We start from the raw sequence: 23,481 nt of genomic DNA on the forward strand, positions 1-23,481 counted from the left end.
CAGTGTTTATTGCATACATTTAATAACGAGAGTAAATTCATAGAGATAAATTCCAGGAGAAGGTCTTGTGGTGAAGAAAATACTCATCCTTTTTGCCTCACTATCATTGCTAAGTTGTACTGATTCGAAAGAGTTGGGCAGCAAGGAAAATCCTGTTCGTTTTGCACTGGTGCCTGGGCAAGATTCTGCGGTTCTTATCGAGAATGGAAAGCTTCTGGAAAAATGGATTTTGCAGCAGACAGGCGTACACACAAAGATGCAAGTGCCTGTGAGTTTTATCGCCGTCGTTGAGGCGTTGGGCTCAAAGCGTGTCGACGTTGCTATCATCAATACCTTCGGCTATATGCTCGCTCACGAAAAGTACGGAGTGCGTGCGAAACTTATTGGTGTGAATCATGGGCGCTCTGAGTATTGGGGTCAAATTATTACTCGCGATGAGAAGATCAAAAGTCTCAAGGATCTTGCCGGTAAAAAATTTGCTTATGTCGATCCAGCGTCAACCTCAGGGTACATTCTCCCTGCAAAACTTTTGAAGGATGAAGGTATCAAACTTGGTGAGGTTATCTTTGCAGGCAAGCATGACAGTGTTGTGACCATGGTGTATCAGGGCCGAGTCGACGCAGGGGCTACTTATCACACCCCCGAAGAGAACGGCATTCCTCAAGACGCACGCCGTTTAGTAAAAAATCAGTTTCCTGACGTTTTTGAGAAGGTAAAGATTCTAAAAATGACGGGGTCTATTCCTAGTGATCCGGTCGTTTTTCGCAAAGACTTGCCGCAGGATCTGGAGCAGAAACTGATTTCAGCTTTGAAAAGCTTCGCGACAACTCCCGAAGGAGCCGTCGCCTTAAAGAATCTGTATCATTTGACGGGTTTTAAAGACTGCAGCGACCAGGATTACGATAAAGCGCGTAAAATTCTTATCGAAATGGGTCAAAACGTCCATCTTGAAAAATAAGCCGTTTTGCTGTCTAATAGCGGTATGAGCCGTGCAACTTCGCATCTTATTCTAAGATTCTGTTGCAGCAGAAAATTTCTGCTGAAGGCCTAGTCTTTTCTTTTTTCGATCCCTTTCAAATTTCTAGATAATTTTACAACTCACTTCTCTTAAGGAGGATGATATGACCACAGAACAACCTCGTATTCTTGTTACCGACCAGGATTTTCACCGACTCACGGCACTCGTTTCCCAGGTCGAGGGTCGTTGGGCTGAAGCATTGGAAGAAGAACTCGGTCGCGCCAACGTAATTTCGCAGAAAGAAATTCCCACGAATGTAGTGACAATGAATTCGCGTGTAAAATTTTTGGATGAGTCCACAGGCCAGGAAAGTGAAATGACACTGGTGTATCCACAAGATGCAAAACTTGAGGAAGGACGTATTTCTATTCTGGCTCCTGTAGGAATTGCCCTTCTTGGATTAAGCTCAGGACAGTCTATCGACTGGAAACTTCCTAACGGCAGTATTAAAAAACTGAAAGTGCAAGATGTTGTGTTCCAGCCGGAAGCTGAAGGCCGCTTCGATCTTTAGTTTCGAAGTTCGATGCAGATAAGTTTTTTCTTCTCTGCATCTTTCGTGTATGTCGCGCTGAACTCTTTTGCGCCTTGTGTGTAACTGAGTTGCGCGTCGACACGAAGCTGTGGCGCGTACCATAGTTGCACGTAAGTTTGATTGTCCATCAGCGGAATTTGATAAACTTTTGTCGGCGTACTTTCAACGACCATAAAATTCTGAATCAGATCAACTTTTCCCAGCTCCATATTCTCTGCAGCGCTGAAATATTTTTTCATTCGCAACGATGAGAATCCGTGAGGATCACTTTCAAATCGACAGGTGTACACAGAGCTTTCGTCAGCGCCAGCGGTGCACGTGAGCAAAACTAAGATGAAAAGTGGTCTTAAAAGTCGCATAAGGTCTTATCGAAAAAGGACACCTTGTACTTAACGATTTTCTCCTGGCCTATGGACCAGTTCCGCAGGAGCGGGCGCTCTGCCTCATCGCATTTTGACTCTGCACCCACCTGGTTCAATGATTAGGGGAGGAGGCTCAGCATGAAAGCCATCGAAATAGAAAAACCCGGCGGTCCCGAAGTTCTTCACTTGCGAGAAAGACCTGTTCCCACTCCAAAAGCGGGAGAAGTGTTGATCGAAGTGCATGCTGCGGGAATCAATCGACCAGACTGCGCGCAACGGCAGGGAACTTATCCTCCTCCGCCAGGAGCTTCCGACATTTTAGGTCTTGAGGTGGCGGGAAAAATTGCCGCCTGTGGCGATGGCGTTAAGCGCTGGAAAAAAGGCGATCACGTGTGCGCCCTTCTTGCTGGGGGCGGATATGCCGAGATGGTGACAGCTCCTGAAGGACAATGCTTGCCTATTCCCAATGGGTTGGATTTTATTTCTGCGGCTTCTTTACCCGAAACGTTTTTCACCGTCTGGACGAATCTTTTTGAAAGCGGTCGTCTTCAGATGGGTGAAACATTATTGGTGCACGGCGGTTCCGGCGGGATTGGTACGACAGCCATTCAAATGGCGCACGTGCGTGGAGTTGAAGTTTATACGACAGTCGGAAAAAAAGAAGCGGTGGAGGCCTGTAAAAAACTGGGCGCCGCGCGAGTCATTTTATATAACGAAGAAGACTTTGTCGCCGCCGTCAAGGAAGCGACAAATGATCGCGGCGTCGATGTGATTTTAGATATGGTGGGCGGAGATTATTTTGCTCGCAACCTTGAAGCTTTGGCTCCACAAGGGCGTCTTGTACAAATCGCTACTATCAAAGGCACCAAGGTAGAGTTGGACTTGCGTAAGATGATGTTCAAAAGACTGACTCTGACCGGATCAACTTTGCGGGCGAGATCTGTTGAGGAAAAAAGCCGTATTGCCCACGCACTGGAAAAGAATATCTGGCCTCTGTTGAATAAAGGACAGCTTAGTCCTGTTATTTATCGTACTTTTCCGCTGGAAAAAGCACGCGAAGCCCACGAACTTATGGAATCCAGCGCGCATACTGGAAAGATTGTACTCATCGTTAAATCTTAGAATCGTCAAAAACCCCATAAGGTGTCGCCGCAAAAAGCAGCGTGCAATTTTGTAACTGCGCCGCTGCAGTTGTAAGTTCCTCGCGTTCCGATTCCTGTACGGCTTCATTCAGAGCGGCCTGAATTTTATCCACGCATTTTTGCAGAGATTCCTTGGAAAGTTTCATTCCGACAAGCCGGTGAGTCGAGTCGTCTCCAGCCAGGGCTCTTTGCAGAGTCAGTTCGGACCACTCGCGATTGAGCATCTTTGCCAACTTCGTTTTGTCGGACCATTTGAATTTGCCGCTGTGGCGGGCGCGATAAGATCCGCGATATGCGACGACGAGATCGAGAGTAACAAGTTTTTCCATCATCTTTTTCACGTCGGCTTTTGACAACCGCTGCAATTTTTCGATTTCCACTAATGAGTGCTTCTCGACGGCAAAACGCCAGTACACAGCTAAGAGAGTTCTATTCTTTATCAAGGCCTCTTGCTGACGTTCTGTAAACTCCACTTCGGAAATTTGCGCCTTTTCAGAAAAAGCAAAAAGCTGCCCCGGAAGAATTTGCAGAACTTCGCAGATCTGCAAAATGCGACGAAAAGAAATATCTTTTGCGTTTAGCATCTTTTTGATTCCTGACTCGGTCATGTTTAAGTCTTCAGCGAGCTCGGCGTAGCTGACGTTGCGAGCTTTGAGGGCTTTTTTAATCGCAGATAGATAAAGGGCATGTTCCATGCTCGTCTCCTTGGCATTTCCCAAAGTACCTTAATAGGGAACCTTGTTGAAATAATAACATATCCTGGTTCTTAAAAAGTAGACTTAAATCATGGAAACAAATAAGCACCAGAAACGCAGATTAGAACTTACAAGTCGCTTTTCAAGAACACTTTTTGTGATTTCGTCGGGAAGCGAAAACAGAAGATCGCCTTCGATCTCGCATCGCTTTAAGGTCTCTTCAGACTTTTTTTATCTTACAGGTTTGGACCTGGCCGAAGCTCTGCTCGTCGTTGTAGGAGGCCAATCCTATTTACTGACGAAAGCTTTTGGCAATGTAAACTCTGTTTGGGACGACAACGATTCTCTTGCAAATTCAAAAGAACTTTTAAACGGATTGCAGATCGCGGCTGTGGAAAAGTTAGAGGAAATCCTGCGCAGTCATCTTAATGATTTTGATCGTATTGCGACGGCATTAGGTCGCTCGCAGATCGTGGACGATGTTCTTTTGGGATTTGCGGCTTATGGTAAAGCTCGCGCCAGAAAAACCTCGATACCTTTGGCGATTTGTGATTCGAGGTCTCTAGTAGGAAATCTTCGTCTTAAGAAAGACGCTGATGAAATATCTTTTATGCGCGAGGCGGCCGTACGTTCTTCGCGAGTGCATGAACGACTGATGCGACAAAGCTTTGTTGGTAAATCCGAGCGCGAGATTTCTAACTGGATCGAGGCGCAATTTCTGCTCGAAGGAATGCAGTGGACGGCCTATGAAACGATCGTCGGCGCCGGGGAGCGCAGTACCTTGTTGCACGCTCGGGCTACAGATCGCATCATCCAGAACGACGACATTATCGTGATTGATGCCGGAGGCGAATGGAAAAATTATTGTGCTGACATCACAAGAGCTTTGCCAGCGGGAAAACGTTTTACCGCCGAACAAAGAAGAATCTACGAGACGGTCTTAACGGCGCAAAAAAATGTATTAAGGGAAATTCGCCCTGGCCAAACTTTGCAGGATTTGCATCAGCTCACTAAAGAAAGTCTTATCGAAGGATTGGCCATCGCTGGTTATAGTCGCGAGACGCTTAATGAGGATGTTTCACGATTAATGCCTCATTCCACTTCGCATTGGATTGGACTAGACGTTCACGATCCTGCGCCTTACGTCGGTGATACGGGCGAGGCATTGCGACTTGAGGAAGGCATGACGTTCACAGTGGAACCTGGGATTTACGACAAAGGCATTGGTGTGAGAATTGAAGACGACGTTCTTGTCACAGCAAACGGAGTTGAAATCCTCACTTCTGTGGCAAAAGAAATTCACGAGATAGAAGCTTTACGAGCTGATATCTAAGTGCATTTTCAGCCACATCGAGAGATAATCACGACCGAGGTGTTTATGCTTTCTGGTGTGGCTCTTTTATCCGGTATCATCGCTGCTTTAGTTTTTGGCAATCCCTGGATGGAGCAAACTCGTAAGTGGACCTCGACGCTATTAAGTATTGCCGTCGTTGGTTTGGGTGCGGGAATGGATCTTCATGTTGTGGGTAAAGTGGGTTTGCACGGTTTTGGGTATACTCTTACCGGAATTGCCTTTGCCCTTATTGTCGGTATGCTTCTTGGTAAGTTTTTGCGAACGGGGAAAGACACATCTCTTTTGCTGGCTGTGGGCACGGCGATTTGTGGTGGCAGTGCCATTGCAGCCGTCGCGCCGGTGATGCGTGCGAAGACGCACGAAGTTTCAGTGGCGTTAGGTACTGTTTTTCTTTTAAACGCCTTGGCGCTGTTTGTGTTTCCTGCCGTCGGTCACGCCTTACATCTTACGGAATCTCAATTTGGTCTTTGGAGTGCCTTAGCGATTCACGATACCAGTTCCGTTGTCGGAGCGACCATGCAGTATGGTTCTGAGGCTCTGCGTATCGGCACGACTGTGAAACTGGCTCGGGCTCTGTGGATTGTCCCGGTCGCGTTCGTCATCGGTTATTTGTATTCCCGCAACAACGGAAGTGAGAGCCAGAAAGTTCAAGGGAAAAAGCCTTGGTTCATCCTCGGATTCATTATCGTAGCGGCTATCGTCACGTGGTTTCCTTCTTTAAGAGTGTGGGGAGACATGGTGGAAAAAGGCGCTAGATACCTTATGATTTTAACACTCTTTTTGATTGGCAGTTCGTTGAGTAAGGAAACTTTGCGAAGCGTGGGCGTAAAACCTTTGTTACAAGGAGCACTCTTGTGGTTCCTCGTGGCCGGAGGCACGCTGTCTGCGATTGTCGCGGGTTGGATATACTAGGAGTACGGTATGCAAATTTTTAATTTTCTTGTTTCAGGATTTGTTTTTTTTAGCGCCCTCGCCACGCACGCGGCTCTGGATGTTTACGGCCCAGGCGGCCCGGCTCCGGCGATGATCGCGTGTGGTTCGGCGTTTGAAAAAGAACATAAAATAAAAGTGAATATTCACGCTGGTCCTCTGGAAAAGTGGATTGAAAAAGCAGGTACCGCAGATCTTTTCTATTCAGGTTCGGAAAACATGATGGATGGATTTGCAGAGAAACTTTCAGTCCTCGATGTAAAAACAATTCAAACTCACTACCTTCGCCCTTCGGCGATCTTGGTAAGACCGAAGAATCCAAAGAACATTCAAGGCGTGAAAGATCTTCTGAACCAGCCTTTGCGTATCATGGTTGTTAATGGCGCGGGTCAAGTCGGCATGTGGGAAGATATTGTGGGCCGTCTTAAAAGCGCCGAGGCCCTAAATCAATTCCGTTCGCGAATCGTTTATGCAGAGAAAAATACAGGAGATGCAGAAAAGAAATGGAAGGCGGATCCGAGCATTGATGCATGGCTGGTGTTTAACATCTGGGGAACGCGCAATCCGCAGAATGCTGTTATTGTTGCGACGGAACCTGAACTAACAATTTACCGCTCTATGGGAACGGCCGTATCAAAAAACACAAAACAGCAGGCGAAGGTTCAACAGTTTATCGAGTTTATTAAATCTCCTGTTTGTCGAAAGCTGTTCGAAAAAGAGGGTTGGTTTTAAAAACCTTGGCTTCTTACAAATTCCGCGGGATTAAATTGCGCCTGCCAGAGAGCGGTTTAAACTAGAGGGGATTGGAGGCTGCTGTGGATATTCAAAACGATAGTACGCACAGACGGTTTAAAACTCTTGTGGATGGCGGCGAAGCTCACATTCTTTATCATCGTGGACCGCAAAACTCTTACGATCTTTTTGCGACGGAAGTTCCTCCAGAATCGCGAGGGAAAAATATTGCGGATCAACTTGTGCGTGAGGCTATTAAAGTTGCAAAGTCAGAAAACGTGCAGATTATCGCAACCTGTCCCTACGTGAAGCACTGGTTTGATAAACATCCGGAAGAAAAAGAAATTCTACAAAGAAATGAAATAAGAGGCCTAGAACGCTAGGCCTTTTTTTATTAGTGTGCGACCAGACTGCCGTCGCTATCAGGAGCTTCAACTTTATTTGGAATGCGTCTGCTTCCCAAAACAAGAATCAGAAGGGCTAACGAAGCGGAACCCGCGAATACAACCGTGATCGGAAAGAGCTGTTGCGCTTTCATGACTCCCACGGTGATCGAGACAAGGGCGCCAATTCCCATTTGCAAAGAACCCATGAGGGCCGAAGCACTGCCCGCGTTTCTTTCAAACGGGGCCATCGCGAGCGCTGACGCGTTCGGATTTGCAAGACCCGCAAAACCCAAGAACACAAAAAGTAAAGCAATCGTACTGATGATTCCCCACCAGTTATTATACGCGCCGAGGGCGAAAACAAATCCGGTGAAAGTTAATCCTGCGAGAGAAAAAAGCAGGATTTTTTCGTTGCCGAAACGTTTCAAGAGCAAGATGTTGAGCTGACTTGCTCCGATAAATCCTGCCGCCAAGAAACCAAAGATCCAACCGTAAACTTGTTCGCTGACTTTAAAGACTTCCATAAAAATTGTTGGAGAGCCCGCCAGATAGACGAAAAGTCCTGAGAACGCCATCGAGCCTGCAAACGTATAAGTGTAAAATTGCGGCTCTAAGAAAATGGAGAAATAATTTTTCACAATCGCCACCGGCTGTAGCGGATGTGATGGATCTGCTTCACGACCTTGTGGTAAATAAAAGATCGCAAGCAGAAGAATAAGAAGACCGATAATAAACAGAGCGATGAAAATAGACGGCCAACCATAAGTGGAAGAAAGAATGCCGCCCGCCGTAGGTGCCAAAAGTGGCGACACACCTAAAATCAAAACCAACAAGGAGAATACCTTCGCACTTTCTTTTGGAGTAAAGAAGTCGCGAACCATGGCAATAGCGGCAACATTGGCGGCACAGCCTCCCAACGCCTGAATCAGGCGGAAGGCAATGAGATTATCTATCGAGTGCGAGAACAAACATCCTACCGTCGCGAGCAAATAAAGTCCGAGCCCGAAATACAACGGTTTCTTGCGCCCGAAACGATCCAGAAGCGGACCGTAAAAAAGTTGGCCGATCGCTAAGCCCACAAAGTAGCTTGAAAGGGACAGCGATACTTGGGCGATATTGGTGTGAAGATCTTCCGCCATTTTTGGAAATGCCGGCAAATACATGTCGATAGAAAACGGACTGAGAGCTGTCAATGCACCTAAAATAAGAATGAGAAACGAATGTTTGGGAGAAGATTTTTCCAAGAGAGCTTCCTTATGCACGAGCGTGCGAAGAGATTAATGTAACTTTTAAGCGCACATTAAAAAAGAGTCAACCTATTAATAATAAACATAACTATTGTATATTCTGTCTAAGAATCATTCAGTTAATTCTTAAATGACTATCAAAACTTAGACAGTATTTTCCACAGTAAAGGTCCAGAAAAACCTGCCGATCCGGTAGGTATGAAAAACGCAATACTCAAACTCAGTATCCTTATTGGCTGTATTATGACCTTCCACACAAACGTTGCTTGCTCTATGGGGCAACGCCTACCGGCGAGTGAAGATAATTCTTCATCGACGACTCCAAGCACGCCAACGACTCCGGAAGAGCCCAGCGTGCCGAGTAACCCTCCTCCATCTTCAGGTGGCGCGCGCGAAGTAGTTCCACTATGGGAGAGCAAACATTCACAAGGAAAACTTTGGACCGCACACGTCGATAAAACATTAGATACGCTAGGCGAAGATCTTCTCGATGTGATCCCGGCGGATCGTACGACGTTCTGTCCCCGTTACTCGAGCTTGACATATGCTCAGCGCAAAGAATTTTGGACTTACATGCTTTCGGCGATGGTTCGCTTTGAAAGTAATTTCAAACCCGAAACATCTTATACTGAATCCTTCAGCGACAGCAGCGGTCGTCGCGTCGTAAGTCGTGGTTTGCTGCAAATCTCTATTGAGAGCGGCAACGCTTACGGGTGTGGATTCAAGTCGACGAAGGATTTGCACGATCCTTATCAAAACTTAAGCTGCGGTATTCGTATCCTCAATCGCTGGGTGGGAAGAGACGCGCGCATTGCGGGTAAAGTCGGCACATCTTGGCGTGGCGGCGCTCGATACTGGTCGGTTCTTCGCGCCGGAAACAAGACGTCGTATCAGTCGATTGTGAGCTGGAGTAAAAATCTTTCTTTCTGTAAGTAATTGATTAACAAAAAGAAATTACAAACAAAAGGCTGCCTTTCGGGGCGGCCTTTTTTATTTTACCCGGGTAATATTGACATCGCTATTTTACCCGGGTAATATTAAGTGAAATCAAGGAGGCGCAAGATGGTTTTTCAACTCGATAGAGAGTATACAGCCTTTGCAGACGCTCAGAAAATTGCAAGCGGTGATCTTCGTGATGTCGTCGTAAAAGTGAAAGAGTTTTTAAAAGACGAATCTAAAGCTACAGTTTTAATTTTTGACGATGTTACCAGCCAGCAAGTCGAAGTCGATTTGCGTGGCACGGCAGCGACGATTGTGAAAAGAATTGAAGAAAGCTCGCTTCCATCCGACGAAAAAATCGGCGGGCGCGGGCGACCTAAGCTCGGCGTGGTTCCGCGTGAAGTAACGCTTCTGCCTCAGCACTGGGAATGGTTGGCAAGTCAGCCTGGAGGCGCTTCCGTAACTCTTAGAAAGCTTGTCGAGGAAGCCAAGAAAAAGAATGCCGCCAAAGATCAGCTGCGTATGGCACAAGATGCGACTTACAAGTTTATGAATGTGATGGCGGGAAACCTGCCTTCCTACGAAGAGGCATTGCGGGCGTTATATGCGAAGGACCACGATAAGTTTTCCAAGCTCATAGCGAAATGGCCCAAGGACATTAAACATCATGTGCAAAAAATTTCAGAAGCTGCGTTTTAGTCTTCTGAATTTAAACGCAGTTCTTGAAAACGAATGCGCATTTTTTGAAAGTTCGTTTTTCCTCCTGCACTCGTAATATCCGGGTGCAGGGGTTTTGCTTCAACGACAGCTTTGCTTCCGCCAGGCAGATAAGCGCGCAAGCCCGAGCGATCAGAGTTTAATGACATAGATTGACGGCTGTCTTGTGAACTCTCTGCTACCGGTGGCGGCTGCACATTTGTCGGCGTCGTTAGTATTCCATGATTCGTCGAGCTTTGCGCAGGTGCAGGCTCTGTCTCCACTCCTGCGGGCGGAGTTTGCGAAGGAGTTGTAGCTGTTCCTCCGCCTGAAACCGCGGCTCCGTCTGTTTGCTCGTCACAGTCTTTTCCTTCCTTAACTGATTTTGCTAAGGAAAGGATGGAGGCGCCGGAAGAAAGCAAAAGAAGACCATAAGTGTGCTGACACATTTTTTCTTTCGAGTGCAGGGATCTTTTGTCTGAAAGACTCGCTTCTTTTTTTACTTCACCATAGGCCGCTTTCTTTAACGACTCGAGATTTCCGATAAGGCCGGGACAAACGGCTCCGGCGGCGGGATTGGTGGGCACGCAAGTGGCTCCGGTTGCAACAAGACCTTCTAGGATCTTTTTCATACCGCTCGCTGCAGCCGTGCAGCTCATATTACATTTTTTTCTTAAGACACCGCAAGCAGCCGTATATGCTGTTAATCCAGCTTGCGCGACACTCATCGCTTTGGAAAAAGCCTTACATGAGTCGTTGGCGGCGTTGATTCCTGCTAAAGCAAGATTGATTCCTTGCGCGGCCGTCTGCAGATGTGGACTTGTTTCTTCACGACAAAAATTAGAGGCGCGCACTTGGTCGGCGATGCAGGTTTCTCTGTTCGTTCGATAAAGCTCCAAACCTGCTTTGATAACAGTGAGTTCGGGGATCGTCATTTTTGCACCGGCGGCTGCGGCGTTTGCAGGAAGTGCAGACATCTTTGTTACTATGGCCGTGAGATTTGCTTCGACTTCTTCCAGGCCCGTGGGATTTGCTTCTGCAGGAGTGTAGGGTTCAATGGCAGCCGCGGCTGTTCCCGCAGCCGACTCTGCCATTGTGTTCAATGAGAAAAGCAATGCTAGAGCAAAAGTATAGATCGGCTTTGTCATTGCGAATTCCCCCTAGTAATTCTATCGGACTTCTATTTTCCGAAGATAAGACAAAGCCTGTGCTTTCAGAGGGATTTCTACATATCCTTGGTAATTCGGCGAAAAAACGTCTTCTCACAAAGAGACATTCACATTCTTCCGAATCCGCTTAGAAGGACTTTCCGTCGACAGCGGTGACTTTGATTTTATCGAGGTCAATGCCATCAAGACAGCGAACGTTGATCGCGCGCATTTCTGTTCCGTCGGGAAGAGCTCCTTTGCCAAAAGCGCCGATGCCGCATACTTTACAGAATAAGTGATGAATCATCTTTTTTCCGAATTGATAATCGGTCAAAGAATCTTCGCCAAAAAGAAGTCTGAAATCTTTCGCCGGAGCGAATGCCAACCAATGGCCTTTTTTAGAGCAAATCGAGCAATTGCACGAAATAACATTATCTAAACTGACTTCAACTTCAAAGCGCACAGCTTGGCAGTGGCATCCACCTGTGTATTTCATAAATATTTTCTCCTAATGCTTTAGAAGAATAGCGTAGCGGTGACAGAAGCTTCTCGCAACAAATAGTAATTGTAGAGAGCGCCCATCATAAAATTTTTGCTTAAAGAATACTGAACTCCGCCAAAATATTCTTCTTTAATTTCCTGGATCTCAAGAGTTTCGGTTTCATAGTTGTAAGCGGGAGCCGGAGACTCTTCAGTTCTTTTGGCCGCCGTCAAAATAAATTTTCCCATTGTCAGGCTTGCCGTATAAAGCCGCACAGTCGCCAAGTAAGTTTTATCTTCATCTTCAAGTCGCAAATGAGAATAGTTCAGAATCAAAGACGTTAGATAAAGTCCCACATTGTAAGTTTGGACGTTATATTTGGTTATCGTCTTTAGATCCCCTGTGTATGTAAGTTGTGTTTCATCTTTGTATGCCGAGAAGCCCGCGGCGATTGGACCTAATACGCCACTGATGCCTCCCCCGGGATTTACCGCACCGGTGAGTTTATTGTACTTCGCCATCGCTCCCAACTTAAGATTGTAACGTCGAAGGCCTGTGCCATTTTTTTCGGCCAATTCAAAAGCCGTTGCTAAGGTGAACTTCTGATTCGGATATTTCTTTTGCTCTTTTTTTCTTTCTAACAGATCTTCGGAAAGTTCAAAGCCGGGAGCGCCAAAAAAAGTTTCTTCACTATTGGAGGGAGAAAGAGACGCGCCCATGCGACCATTCCCTCTGACCAGGGAAAGATCCGGCTCGACGCTGTGATAGATCGCTTCAAGTCCAAATCCTTTGTCGGTTGGAACCGCCGAAGGATTGATCTTCACTTGCGTTCCCGGAGACGGACTGGCCGAGGGATCTCTGCGAAAGTGACTGCATTCATTGATAAGATAGCAATCAGTGACGGCCGCAGCGTTCACAGAAAAGAAGTTTGCTCCGACGACAACAGCTGAAATAAAAATGAAAAATTTGATTTTCGAGGAAGAAGTCACTTGTTCAAGATTACCGATTAATTCTCGGCATGCCTATGACCACACTTCTCCCTCTTTGAATCAGGGCCTTGGTAGAGTCTATCTGTATCCCGTCGGATCTGCGGGAAGTCCCTTTTCCTGAATCTCCGTGAGATAACGCCAACAATCGGGTCGCGAACCATCAATATCGGTGAAGCCGTAGATCTGCGCGATGTGTCCGCTTGATACCGACTGGCCGTTCCAACGAGACTTGTTGGGATCGCCGGCAATAGCAGCCACAGCTCTTCCGACAAAGCGCGTGGATTCTGAGATGATAAAATGCGGTTCGATCTTAGTGCCTTCTTTCCAGTTTTCTTCCGTCACTTTGTACGCTTCAAGCATCATTTCCGAGCGCATCCAACCCGGAGTGATTGAAAGCGCGGTTCCTCCATATTTTTCCAGATCTTTTGCGTGAGCCCAAGCCATGCGGTTTACCGAAGTCTTTGCAAGATCATAAAATGGATTCAGCCGATAGTGAGTTGAATTGTACTCCATCGTTCCATCCGTGACTTCCACAAGAAGGCCGCCTTTGTTTTCAATTAAAAGTGGAAGCGCATAGTGGGCAGTAATAAGATGTGTATCAATAGCAAGTCTAAGTAAACGCAGGCCTTTATCGAGAGTGTGCTCCCAAACCGTTTTGTTCCACTCAAAAAGAGTTTCGCCACCCCAGATGTCGTTAACGAGAATATCAAGGCGTCCTTGTTCGTGGCGAATGCGATCCACGAGCGCCTTTACTTCGTCAGGAACAAGATGATCGACTTTAATAGCGATCGCTTTCCCGCCGGCGTTGGTAATTAGCTCCGCGGTTTCTTCAATTGTTTCCGGTCTGTTGTATTCGGACTTACTTTGACGTGTTGTTCGACCTGTCACATAGACGGTGGCGCCCGCGGCTCCTAATTCCAAAGCGATTCCGCGTCCGGCTCCACGGGTCGCTCCTGCGACGAGTGCGATTTTGCCTTTAAGAGATAATGCCATGAATACCCCCACCGAAACATCTGAGCATGGCGATTTTTTTATGTCATTTTATTTCTGCATTGATAGGATGTCGAGTTGCGGAGTCTTTAAATGAAAATTGAAAAACAAAACGATAGACAACATAAATTATTAAAATCCCAAAGAACGGGAGAAGAGTTTTCGCTTTCTTCAGTCATCTCTGAGTCTTTGCAGTCGAATGATTTGTTTTTGTCACATGAAATTATTCGTCCGGGAGCTCGCTCTTCAGGTGCGCATTTTCATAAAGAAACCGACGAGATTATTTATATTCTTAAAGGTTCTTTGCTTGCCGTTGAAGGCGAAGACAAAATCCAAGTCAGTGAAGGAGATTGCCTTCTTTTCGAAAGAAATTCGGGCCGGCCTCATTATCTAATCAATGAAAGCGAACAAGAAGCGCAAGCACTTCTTGTTCGAAAGAAAATTGATGTGATTGACGTTGTTTACGGCGTGAATTCTTAGTTCAGGCCGGATTTTGTAAGACCTAACATCGCATCCAAAGCTCCGGGAGTCGTGCGGAAAGCAACATTAAGCCGATTCCATGTATTTATAATGCCAATCGCGAATGTCAGTTCTGAAAGTTCTTTCTGGGAAAAATGTTTGCTAACACTTTCGAAGATTTCATCAGAGATTCCACGATCTGTAAGTTTCGTGACAGCCTCTGTCCATTCAAGAGCCGCCCGTTCCTGCTCCGTGAACAAGGGAGAGTCTCTCCACACGGAAATATGATAAACGCGCAGTTCTCTTTCGCCGCGAAGTTTGGCTTTTTTAACATCCAAATCCAAGCAGAACGCGCAGCCATTTATTTGCGAGGCGCGGTGATGGGCTAAAGCAAGGATTGTTGGACTGAGCGAGAGTTTATCCAGAGACATGCTCATTTCGGTCAATTTTCTTGTAAGTTCGGGGGCCATTTCTGCGTAATTTAATCTTTGGCTCATAAAAAGCTCCTTTTGCGCTTAAGACGAATAAAGAGATTGGATTGTGACAAAAAAAATATTTTCGTGAATTGTCACAAACGGACGATTAAGATCGTCTTTAAGGTATGGGAACTCAAAATAGTTATATTCAAGAATGGGAACGTCTCTTTGCGGAACATAGATCTTATTTGATCTCGTTTGCTTTTAGAATGACGGGGAGCTTATCTGAGGCAGAGGACATCGTACAGGATGTTTTCATTGAGTGCGCGGAAGTGAACCCTACCTCTATACAGAATCCTAAGTCGTGGCTGACAAAGGTATGCTCCAACAGAGCGCTGGATCATTTGAAGCTCGCTTATAAGAAGCGTGAGACTTATCCGGGCACTTGGCTTCCCGATGCCGTTCCTGACAGCTTTCAAATCTGGGGCAATCTGGCGAACAATGATTCTCCGGATAAAAATATTCTTCTGTCCCAGAGTTTGACGACGTCGTTTTTACTTTTAATTGAAAAACTCACTCCTGAAGAGCGCGTTGTATATCTTTTAAATGAGGTTTTTGAATATCCTTTTAAAGATATCGCGGAAGTTCTTAAAAAATCCGAAGAAGCCTGTCGCAAGATCGCTGAAAGAGCGCGCAAGGCCGTTCTTTCGGGAAGATCTAAATTTGTGCCACAACCAGTGGGTGCCGAAAAAGTGATCGCACAGTTTTTTGATCTAGCAAAACAGGGAAATAGCGCCGGTTTGATGGACCTTCTTGCCGAAGGCTCTGAGTTCTGGTCTGACGGCGGAGGAAAAGTTGCCGCAGTAAGAGATGTCGTTACAGATACGGCGCGCATTGCCGAATTCTTCAAAGGAGTTTGGACTTCTAAGTTCTTTAAAGGCGATGACTATAAGGTGGAGTATCAGATGGTGAACCTCTTGCCGGGCGTGGTTATTTCCAGAAAATCTGAAGACGGCTGGGTCTTTGAAACAATTATGTCTTTTGAAATTCAAGATGGAAAGATCGTCCGCATTTACTCGCAGAGAAATCCCGACAAACTGAATGTTTTAACAAAGATTCAGTAGTTGATTCCTAATATCGCGAGAGGGCCATTGTTTTTTGCTTGTTTAGGTTTATGATAAGTCTGACTGGAGACTTAAAAATGACCACTGCAAAATTCATGGCTTCGCTCTTTTTAGTTATTGCCTCTCTTGTGTTTTCTTTAAACGCCTGGGGAGCCAGTTTTGACAAAGACGAAGGGATTTCCAAAGAAAAACTCGTCGAATCCATTCAAAAGAATACGAGCTTGAGTGCGGAACAAATCGAAACGCTTGTTCAAACTCTGCAACAGCAATTTAACGTCAGACCTGACCAGAAAATTCCTATCCAAGGTTATCTTTACTCGGACGGAATGAATGGCGCATTGTTGTTTGACCACGACACCTGGTATTTCGATGCGGCCTTGCGTATGCCGGGTTCGAACGAAGTCGTGCGCATTCCCGAACTGTTCCTTTGTGATTTTCATAATGGCGGATTTAAGTTCGAGATCGCATATAAATGGATGTTTACCTTTATTCCGAATGGTGTGAGCGTCGACGAATTGCATGGCGGCATCTACGGCAGAGGAGTAGGTTTAGTAGCGGATGCCCTCTTGGGTCTTGAAGGTTCTTGGCTTCCGGCAAAGAACAGAGCTCACGATATTTTTCACGTCGCAATCAAAGTGGGTTTTGGTGGCGGACTTATTTTCCCGAAAATGGAATTCAAACTCCGTCAAATCAATAACGGTGCAAAGACCGCATCAATCTTAAAATAAAAATTTCGAGGTAAGTATGTCTAAAAAACTTGTCATCTATTTGCCTGAAGGTTTCGCAGATTGGGAAGGCTCCTTTCTTATGCCGGAACTCGTGCAGAATAAGAAATCTTTTGTGACTGTTTCAGAAACTGGAAATGACGTTCTGTCTATCGGCCGCCTCAAGGTGAAACCAGAGGCGGCTCTTTCTTCTATTTCGATAGATGAAATTGAAGGGCTCGTCCTTATTGGCAGTGACACTTGGTCAGATTCTTCGCAGAACCAGAAGGTTTTGAAATTAGCAGGAGATCTTTTAAAAAAAGGGACTCTGGTTGCGGCGATTTGCGGCGCTACGGTCGCAATGGCCAGAGAAGGTCTGTTGAATGAAAGAAATCACACAAGCAACTTCTTACCTTTGTTGAAACAATTGGTTCCTGCTTATCGTGGTGAAAAAAATTATAAGAACGACCTTGCTGTGACGGATGGAAATCTTATCACCGCTTCCGGCGTGGGCGCGCTTGAATTTACAATGCACCTCATGCGGGCGTTGAATATTTATACGGAAGAAAAACGCCAGCAGTGGTTTGCTCTCTATAAAAATGGAGTTCATCCACCGATGGAATTTTGGTCTTAATCTTTCAGTAGAATTGTTAAAATATTTTCTGTCGGCCGACCGATCACCGCTCGGCCATTACCTTGCAGAATGGGTCTTTCCATCAAGCGCGGATACTTTTCTAAGTGAGCAATAACTTCACCGACGGAATTCACATCAAAAGGCGTTTGAATATAGTCATCTTCTTTAGTGCGAACCAAAGAAGAAACCGGCGTGGTGAGCTGATTGGCAAGCTCTTGCAACTCTGCCCTTGAAAGAGGTGTCTTTAAATATTCCACAACCTTAAAATCAACGCCTTTTTCTTTTAAAAGAGCGAAGGCTTCACGACTCTTACTGCAATTCGGGTTGTGATAAAACGTCCAAGCAGACATAACACCTCTTTTATCTTGCTTCACCGGCGTGATTATAAACGATTCTTCCATTATTTCGAACAGGTAATTGAGCTGCTTACCGGCGCATTTTTGGTTTCAGTGTTTAAAGTTTAGCCAGTTGTCATTCGTCAAGCCGCTTTGAAAGGCCTTTGAGGGTGGCTCGTTTTTCGCTAAGTAGGCGAGTGATTTGCCAACTCTATTGAAAGGTTTTTTATGAAGAAGACGTTAGCGGCTCTTTTTTCTTTGATGATGCTCGGTAATATTGCGCAAGCAGCTCCTTATTATACGGGTGTGGGGTGTAACGAAGACGGAACTCGATGTACTTTCGGTAAGCCATCGGGACGTGTTTTGAACTGGAGTAAAAAAGGCACGGTTCAAGAGTTGGGTGAGCGCTGTGAAAAGTTCATCAACAATATCGAAAGCCGTAAAAATGAAATTGCAAAAAGCCAGAAAGTAGATTTGAAATACAAAAACTTCACTTATAGCTGGTCCAGCGAGATCGAAGCGAATGGACAAGCAAAAATTATTTGCCGTGTCGAGCTTCACTCCGAGATTCCAACTGTAAAGTTTGACTCGAAAATCGTAAAAAAATTCTTCTGGGTATGTGAAAACAAAGACAGCGCTGGCATCTGTGCTCATTACTTTAACGAGTGTGAAGCAGCACGCGATGAAGCGTTACGCAGCAGCGACGTTCTTGATGCAACAATCTATACAGGTGCCTCTTTGTTGCAAGGTCAGCTTTGCGAAATCGTGACTGTAAAGTTTAAATAGTTTCTAAATTATTTCTCTCTCTTCTCTCTTAAAGCTCGGTATTACCACCGGGCTTTTTTGTTTTTAACGCTAGGAACATGGCGCACTTTCTTTTGGTACTGCCCTGTAAATTGAGTCCTAGCGTTAAAATTTTCAAAAAATCCGGTGTTTCGGTCATTTTTTAATGGTGGTTTAAACACTCTAATGCCTCTATCTGACGATTTAAATTGGTTCAAGTGATACGCGCAAAAGAGGAGGGGGGCTTCGGCGCCTACAGAAGGACGTTGGCGATTTTTTAAGAATATAATTTAAGGATATCTGGAGCAACACGACGACTTTTTGTGCAGACGAAATCCACGGATCTTAAAGCGACTTTATTGCCTTTTTTTATGAACGATTTCGCTTATAGTGCAATCAGAACCCGAGTCAAAAAGGAGGAAGAGTGGAATACGTCGTAGTATCGGAGGACAATTTGCCGGCGCTCCTCGAAGAGCAAAGAACGGAACTTTCCGGCTTTGACTTCCAAGAAATTAACTTAACGGAAGCCAATCTGAAATCTGCAGTTTTTGTGGATTGTAAATTCACGAAATGCAATCTTGCGAATGTCTCTCTTTTAAATGTAGTCCTTCGTGGAGTTCTTTTCGAAAACAGCAACTTGATGGGTGTTAATTGGGCCGACGTGCGAAAAAATGGGGACTATCATTTTTCAGGATGTAAACTGGACTATGGCTGTTTTCAGTCGATGGACTTGCGCGGAATGAAATTTGAAAACTGCTCTGTCAGAGAAGCAGACTTTTCCGGAGCTAATCTTTCTAAAGCGAACTTTGGTGGAAGTCTCCTTTCTGGAACTTCATTTGCCAACGCAAACCTGGAAAAGGCGGACTTCAGAGGTGCTAAGAGTTATTTTATAGATCCCAAGTTCGTGAAGCTAAAAGAAGCCAAATTTTCCTTCCCAGAAGCGCTCGTCTTGATTCAGGCTTTAGGAGTTGAAGTAGAGATGTAATGTGAGGTAACCGCTGGATAAATCACCTCTTGAGGCGATTGGATGTAAGCTCCCTCTGTCAGTCGCGCAACCTCTACACGGTTCGGCCCCATGAGATGAAATACGTTTTCCCCGTGTGCTAAAAGATAGTCGGCTATAATTCGGCGGTGACATCGCCACCATACGGCCTCGGAGCACATAATAGCACAACGTTTTTTTCGGCCCAATTTAATCAGGGTTTCCATTCCAAGAAGAAATTCCTTTGAAAGAGCATAGTCCGCATAGTTGTGAAAGCTTCGGTTTTCCCAAAAACCGTTTAGATCGGTAGGGACGCTTTTAGGTTTGCTGCGCAGACCACCTAATTCCGCAATTTGATGGTAGTCGATTTTATAAGGTGCCAAGTTCTTGGGAAGAACGTCTTTGTTGTATTGAGGATTTGTGCGCGATCTTGGAACTCTACGAACATCGACGACGATTTCTACGCCTCCCGCTTTGAGAAGCTCCACAAATTCCTCAATAGTCCGAGTCGAGTGGCCCACCGTAAAAAACGGCAGGCTCAGTGCTTTCGCTTGTCACGGGCCTTTCGTAAAGCGCGGCCTTTGTGAGCGGCAATGTGATCTGTCTTGTCGCTTTTGATTTCGTATTGCGGGTCTTCTTTGGTGGCGTGGTGTTTATAACCTTTGTATTTAAAATCTTTTGAATGGACGTCAATGATTTTACCGCTGACACGGCCCGCTTCGGAATTCCATGTGACATGGTCACCCACTTTGAATTTAGACATTTCTGCCTCCGGCTCAAGATTAAACGGATGCGTTTATCGTCTCCTATTATATAGCTTTTAGAGGAGCTTTTGATTCCGACCGGCAAGAAATGTCGAAGAACAATTAAGCAGGAGTATTCTTTAAGATGAACTCAGAGCGAAGGTGGACTCCCTTTTCGTCAAGGTTTAGCAATGAATCCCCAGTTAAAGAGCGCACATTCTCATTGAGACTTCGGACTAACATTCGGAGCCGGTCAAAGGTGCTCGATCCGTCTGAAAAGCCGTAAAGCTTGTTGCATAACTCTTCCGAGGTCCATGAAGAACGTGAGCAAAAGATCTCGAGCATGTGAACTTGTTTCGGACTGCGCTTCAGATCCAAGCTTCGTGATTTGAAGTGAAGAGTCTTTTCCAAAATATTGAGGAACAGATGTCCTTCTTGGGCTCGAGGCAAGCGACGTTGCCAAAACTTTTGTGATGCCGAAGGAATACTTTCGAGAAGCAGAGTGAATTGCATTCTGCAAAAAGCAGCTACGTCCTTGTCAGAAGACCGAGAGCCATGACTGAGAATGCGCAAAACATCCAGTGGTGAGCGGGAAGCTTTGAGATGGTAAAGGTCCGGCAAGGGCAAAGGTTTGTCTTGAAGCGTATTTTCGTAAATAATAGAGATCTCTTTTTCAAAAAAGAATTGAGGCGGTGGCACGAGCTCAGAAGGGATATGAATCTCTTTGCTTGCAGAGGAATTGATCATCAAAAGAACATCAAGGAAATCATAGTAAGAAAGACTCTTTTCCTGCTGGTCAAAGTCTGGGTTCAATAAGATCTGCTTTAAGCGGATTTCTGCGCCTTTGTGACCAAGAAGATATAGATCTGCAAGAAGAAGTGCATGCTCTTGCTCAAACTTGGAAAATCGCGATGTCTTTTCCGCCTTGGAATAAAAAATTTCGCTATAAAGACTGGCCACTTTTTCATGGCCACCCAGTGTGGCGTAGCACCGCAAAAGGTGGGCTTTCGTGCTGAGTTCTCTTTCGGAACTCCAATCCGTTTTTAAAAGATCCGAATACAACTGAATGGAAAGCGCAAGGTCACCTTGTTCTTCAAGTAGCTTAGCAAGATTGCTGGTCGCCCAAAAGCGAGATTCATCAGAGAGTTTTGGTAGTACGGCAAAATACTCGTTCTTAAAGTGTTCTAAGGCTTTTAGATACTGAGGCCCTGAATCCAAGTAATAAAGGTAGACGGTGATGTCTCCTGTTAAACGAATATTAGGCCCAAAATCGGTTTTCGTTTTACGCGCACATTCTAAAGCCTTTTTGTAATCTCCTTCGTAAAAATAAATCTGAGATTGAAAGTGTCCTAAAGTTCTTTTCTCTGCGATTGTTTGAGGCGCAACAGAGGAAAGCAGCTCCTTGGCGTCAGAGTAATGCCCGTTCTCTGTAAGAGATTTGAATTTCAGAGCCCAATCATTTTCCATTTTGGACTCCCTTAAGCTTATTCTGAATTTCTTCAACACTCTCAAGCTTGATATTTTTTGATCCCTTCAGCTCACGATAAAAATCCCACTTTGTTCTTAAGTCTTTCTGAAGATCCAGCTGAGTTTTTGGCTCCCACTTTTCCATGGAAGCTTTGCTTCCGGGTTTAATCGGCGGGCGAGGGCCATGATTTAAAGTGATGCCGTCAGAGCCATATTCTGGAATCAGCGAAAACTCACAAAGTGAAGTATTTATTTGCTCCGATTGAATTCTTGTCTTTAAGAAAAGCTCTAGATCCTTTTGTGTTCTTTCAATGATTTTTTCACGGGACGTAAGAGGACGGGGACCTTTGTCTTTCGTGCTGAAGTCCCTCGAGGCCGTCCATCTGTAGTTCAAGTAAGCATCGTCTTTCATTAAGATTTCGGAGATATAGTCTACGACCAGAACGCCGCAACTTTTCTGGTCTCGTACTTGTTCAAGCCGAGCAAACCAATTGTGCTCCAAGAGTATTCGCGATTCTTGAGAGAGCTCAGAGAAAAAAAGCATTTCTTGGCGATAGCTTCGCAGAACACTAAGCGCCTCACTGAGAAAAGGATTGTTCCAGGCTGGCCATAACGTGAGCAAGTCGACATTGAGTTGATCCACGGCTATTCTATGGTCTTTTAAAATGCCAATGACGTTCGTGGGATTCTTGCGGTCAAAGTATATCGTCATTTCATGCAGAAGAAGAGCCGCTAGCAAATCTTCCGAATAGACGAGCTTTACTGGCAGGCGAACAATAGTTTGATTTCCCAAATAGGTATAGCTTGATATGTCTTCGTTATAAGAAACGATTTTAAGAAAATGTTGGCGTGGTTGAGCGTGGACTCTTTGAGACATCATTCTGCGATGATGTTCGCGGTACTGCTTTTCCTCAAGCGATAAGGACTCATCCTGTTTCTGTGGCACTATTCTTTTCGCATTTTCGCAAAGCTGACGGGCTTTTTGTGCAGTTAATCCTTTGAGTTCAAAATGTTTATGAAAGTAGCTTTCTCTGCAATCTTCGAATGACGCCAGAATGCTCTGACCGGCTTCCGATTGGAAAATTTGAAGATAGGCCCTTTCAAGCACCTGATAGAGCTGCGGGTCGGCGGCATATTCTAAATCTGGCATATCTCTTCGTGGGATAGCATACGGATTTGCACGGGCTTCGACCGAAGACAATGCCGAAAGAAATAAAATAGTAAGCATTAAAATACGCACTGACACCTCGTATGTTATCTAAGCAACTCACATACCTGAAACCGAGGAAGGGAGTCTTACTTTGAGACTCCCTAAAGTTTTATAGAGGGCTTTAATAAGGGCATATGGGCGAGAGCAAAAATTTGTTTACAGTCGCCTATACATTGATCGGCGGGATAATACTATTTTCCCCAGCGAAGAGACTGTTCACATTGACGGATTCCATCGCAACCGTTGAGGAACTCTTCACTTGTTTGCGCAGACCCATAAAGGTCTATCTCCGACTTTAAGATGTTCATTTTGCGTGTCTTGCCATTGAGTTCGAAAGCGACAACTAATGTTTCTTGAGTCGGATTGATTTCAAGAATTTTTACTCTGAAAGGGATCACCGAAGTCTGGACTTGTGTGTTTGTATCAGCTAACAAACCCTCCACTAAATCCGCCTCCGACAGACTGAGAGCTCCGTCACCAAATTTAGATCCAAGAAGAAATCGGTAAGCTTCAGCTTTGGCCGCTTTCTGGCGAATGGCTGCTTCGACAGCGTTCGTTGCTTGTGGCAAAGCTCTCCAGATCATTTGTTGTTGTCTGAAGCTTTTAGAAAGAGCCTGTTGTTGTTCCACAGAGGCATCTTTATAAAGCTCTGAGTTGAGTGTGGCTTCGTAATTAATATCCGTTACTTGCAAAACGACGTTGGGATTGAAAATGATTTGTCCTACATGATAGCCGTATTTTTCTCTCGGCTGAACTCTAATGGGACCAACGCTCGTCGCGGTCATTGTGCCGTTGGTTTCTCGTAAAAGGACCATATCTCTGTTGCGATCAACCTTTACAACTTTTTGCTTCCAAGGATATGCGATATCGCCGACACAAACTTTTTCGTTATAGTCATTCATAAGGCAATCAGCTTTTGCCAAAGCGGGGCCAGCAAGTACAAGTAGTACAGAAGCTAAAATAGTTTTCATAAAAAATCTCCT

The 23,481-nt window shown here is 45.3% G+C and carries 29 protein-coding genes; 15 read left to right on the forward strand and 14 right to left on the reverse strand.

The features are described from left to right. The first annotated feature begins 67 nt into the window (after window positions 1-67). Both QJS83_RS16795 and rnk read left to right on the forward strand, forming a co-directional pair. The gene (locus QJS83_RS16795) at window positions 68-958 is read left to right on the forward strand and encodes a phosphate/phosphite/phosphonate ABC transporter substrate-binding protein (protein WP_284606598.1); all 891 of its coding nucleotides are present in this window, start codon (window positions 68-70) and stop codon (window positions 956-958) included. A gap of 163 nt (window positions 959-1,121) precedes the next feature. Beyond that, window positions 1,122-1,529, forward strand: coding sequence for a nucleoside diphosphate kinase regulator (rnk, locus tag QJS83_RS16800; protein WP_284606600.1), 408 nt, complete (start codon window positions 1,122-1,124; stop codon window positions 1,527-1,529). Here the strand turns inward: rnk and QJS83_RS16805 are convergent. After that, a complete protein-coding gene (locus QJS83_RS16805) occupies window positions 1,526-1,789 on the reverse strand; it encodes a hypothetical protein (RefSeq protein ID WP_284606602.1) in 264 nt (87 codons plus the stop codon). The two genes, rnk and QJS83_RS16805, sit on opposite strands and share 4 nt — an antisense overlap. Window positions 1,790-2,050: 261 nt before the next feature. On the opposite strand from QJS83_RS16805, the gene QJS83_RS16810 reads away from it, so the two are divergent. Continuing rightward, a complete protein-coding gene (locus tag QJS83_RS16810) occupies window positions 2,051-3,034 on the forward strand; it encodes an NAD(P)H-quinone oxidoreductase (RefSeq protein ID WP_284606604.1) in 984 nt (327 codons plus the stop codon). Here QJS83_RS16810 and QJS83_RS16815 read toward each other — a convergent pair. Then, window positions 3,024-3,749, reverse strand: coding sequence for a helix-turn-helix domain-containing protein (locus QJS83_RS16815; RefSeq protein WP_284606606.1), 726 nt, complete (start codon window positions 3,747-3,749; stop codon window positions 3,024-3,026). The two genes, QJS83_RS16810 and QJS83_RS16815, sit on opposite strands and share 11 nt — an antisense overlap. A gap of 91 nt (window positions 3,750-3,840) precedes the next feature. On the opposite strand from QJS83_RS16815, the gene QJS83_RS16820 reads away from it, so the two are divergent. The 4 genes from QJS83_RS16820 (at window position 3,841) to QJS83_RS16835 (ending at window position 7,148) form a co-directional block, all read left to right on the forward strand. After that, window positions 3,841-5,082 (forward strand): aminopeptidase P N-terminal domain-containing protein, encoded by a 1,242-nt coding sequence (locus QJS83_RS16820; protein WP_284606608.1) that lies wholly within the window; start codon window positions 3,841-3,843, stop codon window positions 5,080-5,082. Between the two features lie 45 nt (window positions 5,083-5,127). Further along, window positions 5,128-6,015 (forward strand): YeiH family protein, encoded by an 888-nt coding sequence (locus tag QJS83_RS16825; RefSeq protein ID WP_284606610.1) that lies wholly within the window; start codon window positions 5,128-5,130, stop codon window positions 6,013-6,015. A 9-nt stretch (window positions 6,016-6,024) separates the two neighbouring features. Continuing rightward, complete coding sequence (locus QJS83_RS16830; protein WP_284606612.1) at window positions 6,025-6,765, forward strand: substrate-binding domain-containing protein; 741 nt, start codon at window positions 6,025-6,027, stop codon at window positions 6,763-6,765. An 83-nt stretch (window positions 6,766-6,848) separates the two neighbouring features. Beyond that, window positions 6,849-7,148 (forward strand): GNAT family N-acetyltransferase, encoded by a 300-nt coding sequence (locus QJS83_RS16835; protein WP_284606614.1) that lies wholly within the window; start codon window positions 6,849-6,851, stop codon window positions 7,146-7,148. Between the two features lie 11 nt (window positions 7,149-7,159). Here the strand turns inward: QJS83_RS16835 and QJS83_RS16840 are convergent, their stop codons facing one another. Continuing rightward, entirely contained in the window at window positions 7,160-8,395 is a 1,236-nt protein-coding gene (locus tag QJS83_RS16840) for a multidrug effflux MFS transporter (RefSeq protein ID WP_284606615.1), read from the reverse strand. Between the two features lie 201 nt (window positions 8,396-8,596). Between QJS83_RS16840 and QJS83_RS16845 the strand changes: the two genes are divergently transcribed. Both QJS83_RS16845 and QJS83_RS16850 read left to right on the forward strand, forming a co-directional pair. After that, the gene (locus tag QJS83_RS16845) at window positions 8,597-9,334 is read left to right on the forward strand and encodes a transglycosylase SLT domain-containing protein (RefSeq protein ID WP_284606617.1); all 738 of its coding nucleotides are present in this window, start codon (window positions 8,597-8,599) and stop codon (window positions 9,332-9,334) included. 126 nt (window positions 9,335-9,460) lie between these two features. Further along, entirely contained in the window at window positions 9,461-10,036 is a 576-nt protein-coding gene (locus tag QJS83_RS16850; RefSeq protein ID WP_284606618.1) for a DUF2239 family protein, read from the forward strand. Here the strand turns inward: QJS83_RS16850 and QJS83_RS16855 are convergent. The 4 genes from QJS83_RS16855 to QJS83_RS16870 form a co-directional block, all read right to left on the reverse strand. Next, window positions 10,033-11,181: a hypothetical protein gene (locus tag QJS83_RS16855; protein WP_284606620.1), complete on the reverse strand. Its 1,149-nt coding sequence runs from the start codon at window positions 11,179-11,181 to the stop codon at window positions 10,033-10,035. The genes QJS83_RS16850 and QJS83_RS16855 overlap by 4 nt on opposite strands. A gap of 148 nt (window positions 11,182-11,329) precedes the next feature. Next, complete coding sequence (locus QJS83_RS16860; protein WP_284606622.1) at window positions 11,330-11,677, reverse strand: GFA family protein; 348 nt, start codon at window positions 11,675-11,677, stop codon at window positions 11,330-11,332. Window positions 11,678-11,697: 20 nt separating this feature from the next. Continuing rightward, window positions 11,698-12,651: a hypothetical protein gene (locus tag QJS83_RS16865; protein WP_284606623.1), complete on the reverse strand. Its 954-nt coding sequence runs from the start codon at window positions 12,649-12,651 to the stop codon at window positions 11,698-11,700. 78 nt (window positions 12,652-12,729) lie between these two features. After that, window positions 12,730-13,644 carry an SDR family oxidoreductase gene (locus QJS83_RS16870; RefSeq protein WP_284606625.1) on the reverse strand — a complete coding sequence of 305 codons (915 nt, stop codon included), beginning with the start codon at window positions 13,642-13,644 and terminating at the stop codon, window positions 12,730-12,732. Window positions 13,645-13,734: 90 nt separating this feature from the next. On the opposite strand from QJS83_RS16870, the gene QJS83_RS16875 reads away from it, so the two are divergent. After that, window positions 13,735-14,121 carry a cupin domain-containing protein gene (locus QJS83_RS16875; RefSeq protein WP_284606626.1) on the forward strand — a complete coding sequence of 129 codons (387 nt, stop codon included), beginning with the start codon at window positions 13,735-13,737 and terminating at the stop codon, window positions 14,119-14,121. Here QJS83_RS16875 and QJS83_RS16880 read toward each other — a convergent pair. Further along, complete coding sequence (locus QJS83_RS16880) at window positions 14,118-14,597, reverse strand: carboxymuconolactone decarboxylase family protein (protein ID WP_284606628.1); 480 nt, start codon at window positions 14,595-14,597, stop codon at window positions 14,118-14,120. The genes QJS83_RS16875 and QJS83_RS16880 overlap by 4 nt on opposite strands. 104 nt (window positions 14,598-14,701) lie before the next feature. On the opposite strand from QJS83_RS16880, the gene sigJ reads away from it, so the two are divergent. From sigJ to QJS83_RS16895, 3 genes are all read left to right on the forward strand, one after another. Continuing rightward, window positions 14,702-15,640, forward strand: a complete 939-nt coding sequence (sigJ, locus tag QJS83_RS16885) for an RNA polymerase sigma factor SigJ (RefSeq protein ID WP_284606630.1) — start codon at window positions 14,702-14,704, stop codon at window positions 15,638-15,640. Window positions 15,641-15,717: 77 nt separating this feature from the next. Further along, complete coding sequence (locus QJS83_RS16890) at window positions 15,718-16,368, forward strand: hypothetical protein (RefSeq protein WP_284606632.1); 651 nt, start codon at window positions 15,718-15,720, stop codon at window positions 16,366-16,368. A gap of 16 nt (window positions 16,369-16,384) precedes the next feature. Next, window positions 16,385-16,978 carry a DJ-1/PfpI family protein gene (locus tag QJS83_RS16895; RefSeq protein WP_284606633.1) on the forward strand — a complete coding sequence of 198 codons (594 nt, stop codon included), beginning with the start codon at window positions 16,385-16,387 and terminating at the stop codon, window positions 16,976-16,978. On the opposite strand, the gene QJS83_RS16900 is transcribed toward QJS83_RS16895, so the two are convergent. Next, window positions 16,975-17,328: an arsenate reductase family protein gene (locus tag QJS83_RS16900; protein ID WP_284606634.1), complete on the reverse strand. Its 354-nt coding sequence runs from the start codon at window positions 17,326-17,328 to the stop codon at window positions 16,975-16,977. The genes QJS83_RS16895 and QJS83_RS16900 overlap by 4 nt on opposite strands. A gap of 213 nt (window positions 17,329-17,541) precedes the next feature. Between QJS83_RS16900 and QJS83_RS16905 the strand changes: the two genes are divergently transcribed. Then, the gene (locus QJS83_RS16905) at window positions 17,542-18,099 is read left to right on the forward strand and encodes a hypothetical protein (protein ID WP_284606636.1); all 558 of its coding nucleotides are present in this window, start codon (window positions 17,542-17,544) and stop codon (window positions 18,097-18,099) included. Window positions 18,100-18,520: 421 nt separating this feature from the next. After that, entirely contained in the window at window positions 18,521-19,081 is a 561-nt protein-coding gene (locus tag QJS83_RS16910) for a pentapeptide repeat-containing protein (protein ID WP_284606638.1), read from the forward strand. On the opposite strand, the gene QJS83_RS16915 is transcribed toward QJS83_RS16910, so the two are convergent. The 5 genes from QJS83_RS16915 to QJS83_RS16935 form a co-directional block, all read right to left on the reverse strand. Further along, window positions 19,051-19,620: a DUF488 domain-containing protein gene (locus QJS83_RS16915; RefSeq protein ID WP_350159298.1), complete on the reverse strand. Its 570-nt coding sequence runs from the start codon at window positions 19,618-19,620 to the stop codon at window positions 19,051-19,053. The two genes, QJS83_RS16910 and QJS83_RS16915, sit on opposite strands and share 31 nt — an antisense overlap. Beyond that, window positions 19,617-19,841 (reverse strand): hypervirulence associated TUDOR domain-containing protein, encoded by a 225-nt coding sequence (locus QJS83_RS16920; RefSeq protein ID WP_284606642.1) that lies wholly within the window; start codon window positions 19,839-19,841, stop codon window positions 19,617-19,619. Before QJS83_RS16920 ends, QJS83_RS16915 begins: the two co-directional genes overlap by 4 nt. A 103-nt stretch (window positions 19,842-19,944) precedes the next feature. Beyond that, window positions 19,945-21,288 carry a tetratricopeptide repeat protein gene (locus tag QJS83_RS16925; protein ID WP_284606644.1) on the reverse strand — a complete coding sequence of 448 codons (1,344 nt, stop codon included), beginning with the start codon at window positions 21,286-21,288 and terminating at the stop codon, window positions 19,945-19,947. Beyond that, window positions 21,278-22,528 carry a hypothetical protein gene (locus QJS83_RS16930; protein ID WP_284606646.1) on the reverse strand — a complete coding sequence of 417 codons (1,251 nt, stop codon included), beginning with the start codon at window positions 22,526-22,528 and terminating at the stop codon, window positions 21,278-21,280. The genes QJS83_RS16925 and QJS83_RS16930 overlap by 11 nt, the downstream gene beginning before the upstream one ends. 161 nt (window positions 22,529-22,689) lie before the next feature. Beyond that, window positions 22,690-23,469 (reverse strand): hypothetical protein, encoded by a 780-nt coding sequence (locus QJS83_RS16935; RefSeq protein WP_284606648.1) that lies wholly within the window; start codon window positions 23,467-23,469, stop codon window positions 22,690-22,692. Between the last annotated feature and the right edge of the window lie 12 nt (window positions 23,470-23,481).

This window comes from Bdellovibrio sp. 22V (genome assembly GCF_030169785.1).
Classification (GTDB): Bacteria; Bdellovibrionota; Bdellovibrionia; order Bdellovibrionales; family Bdellovibrionaceae; genus Bdellovibrio.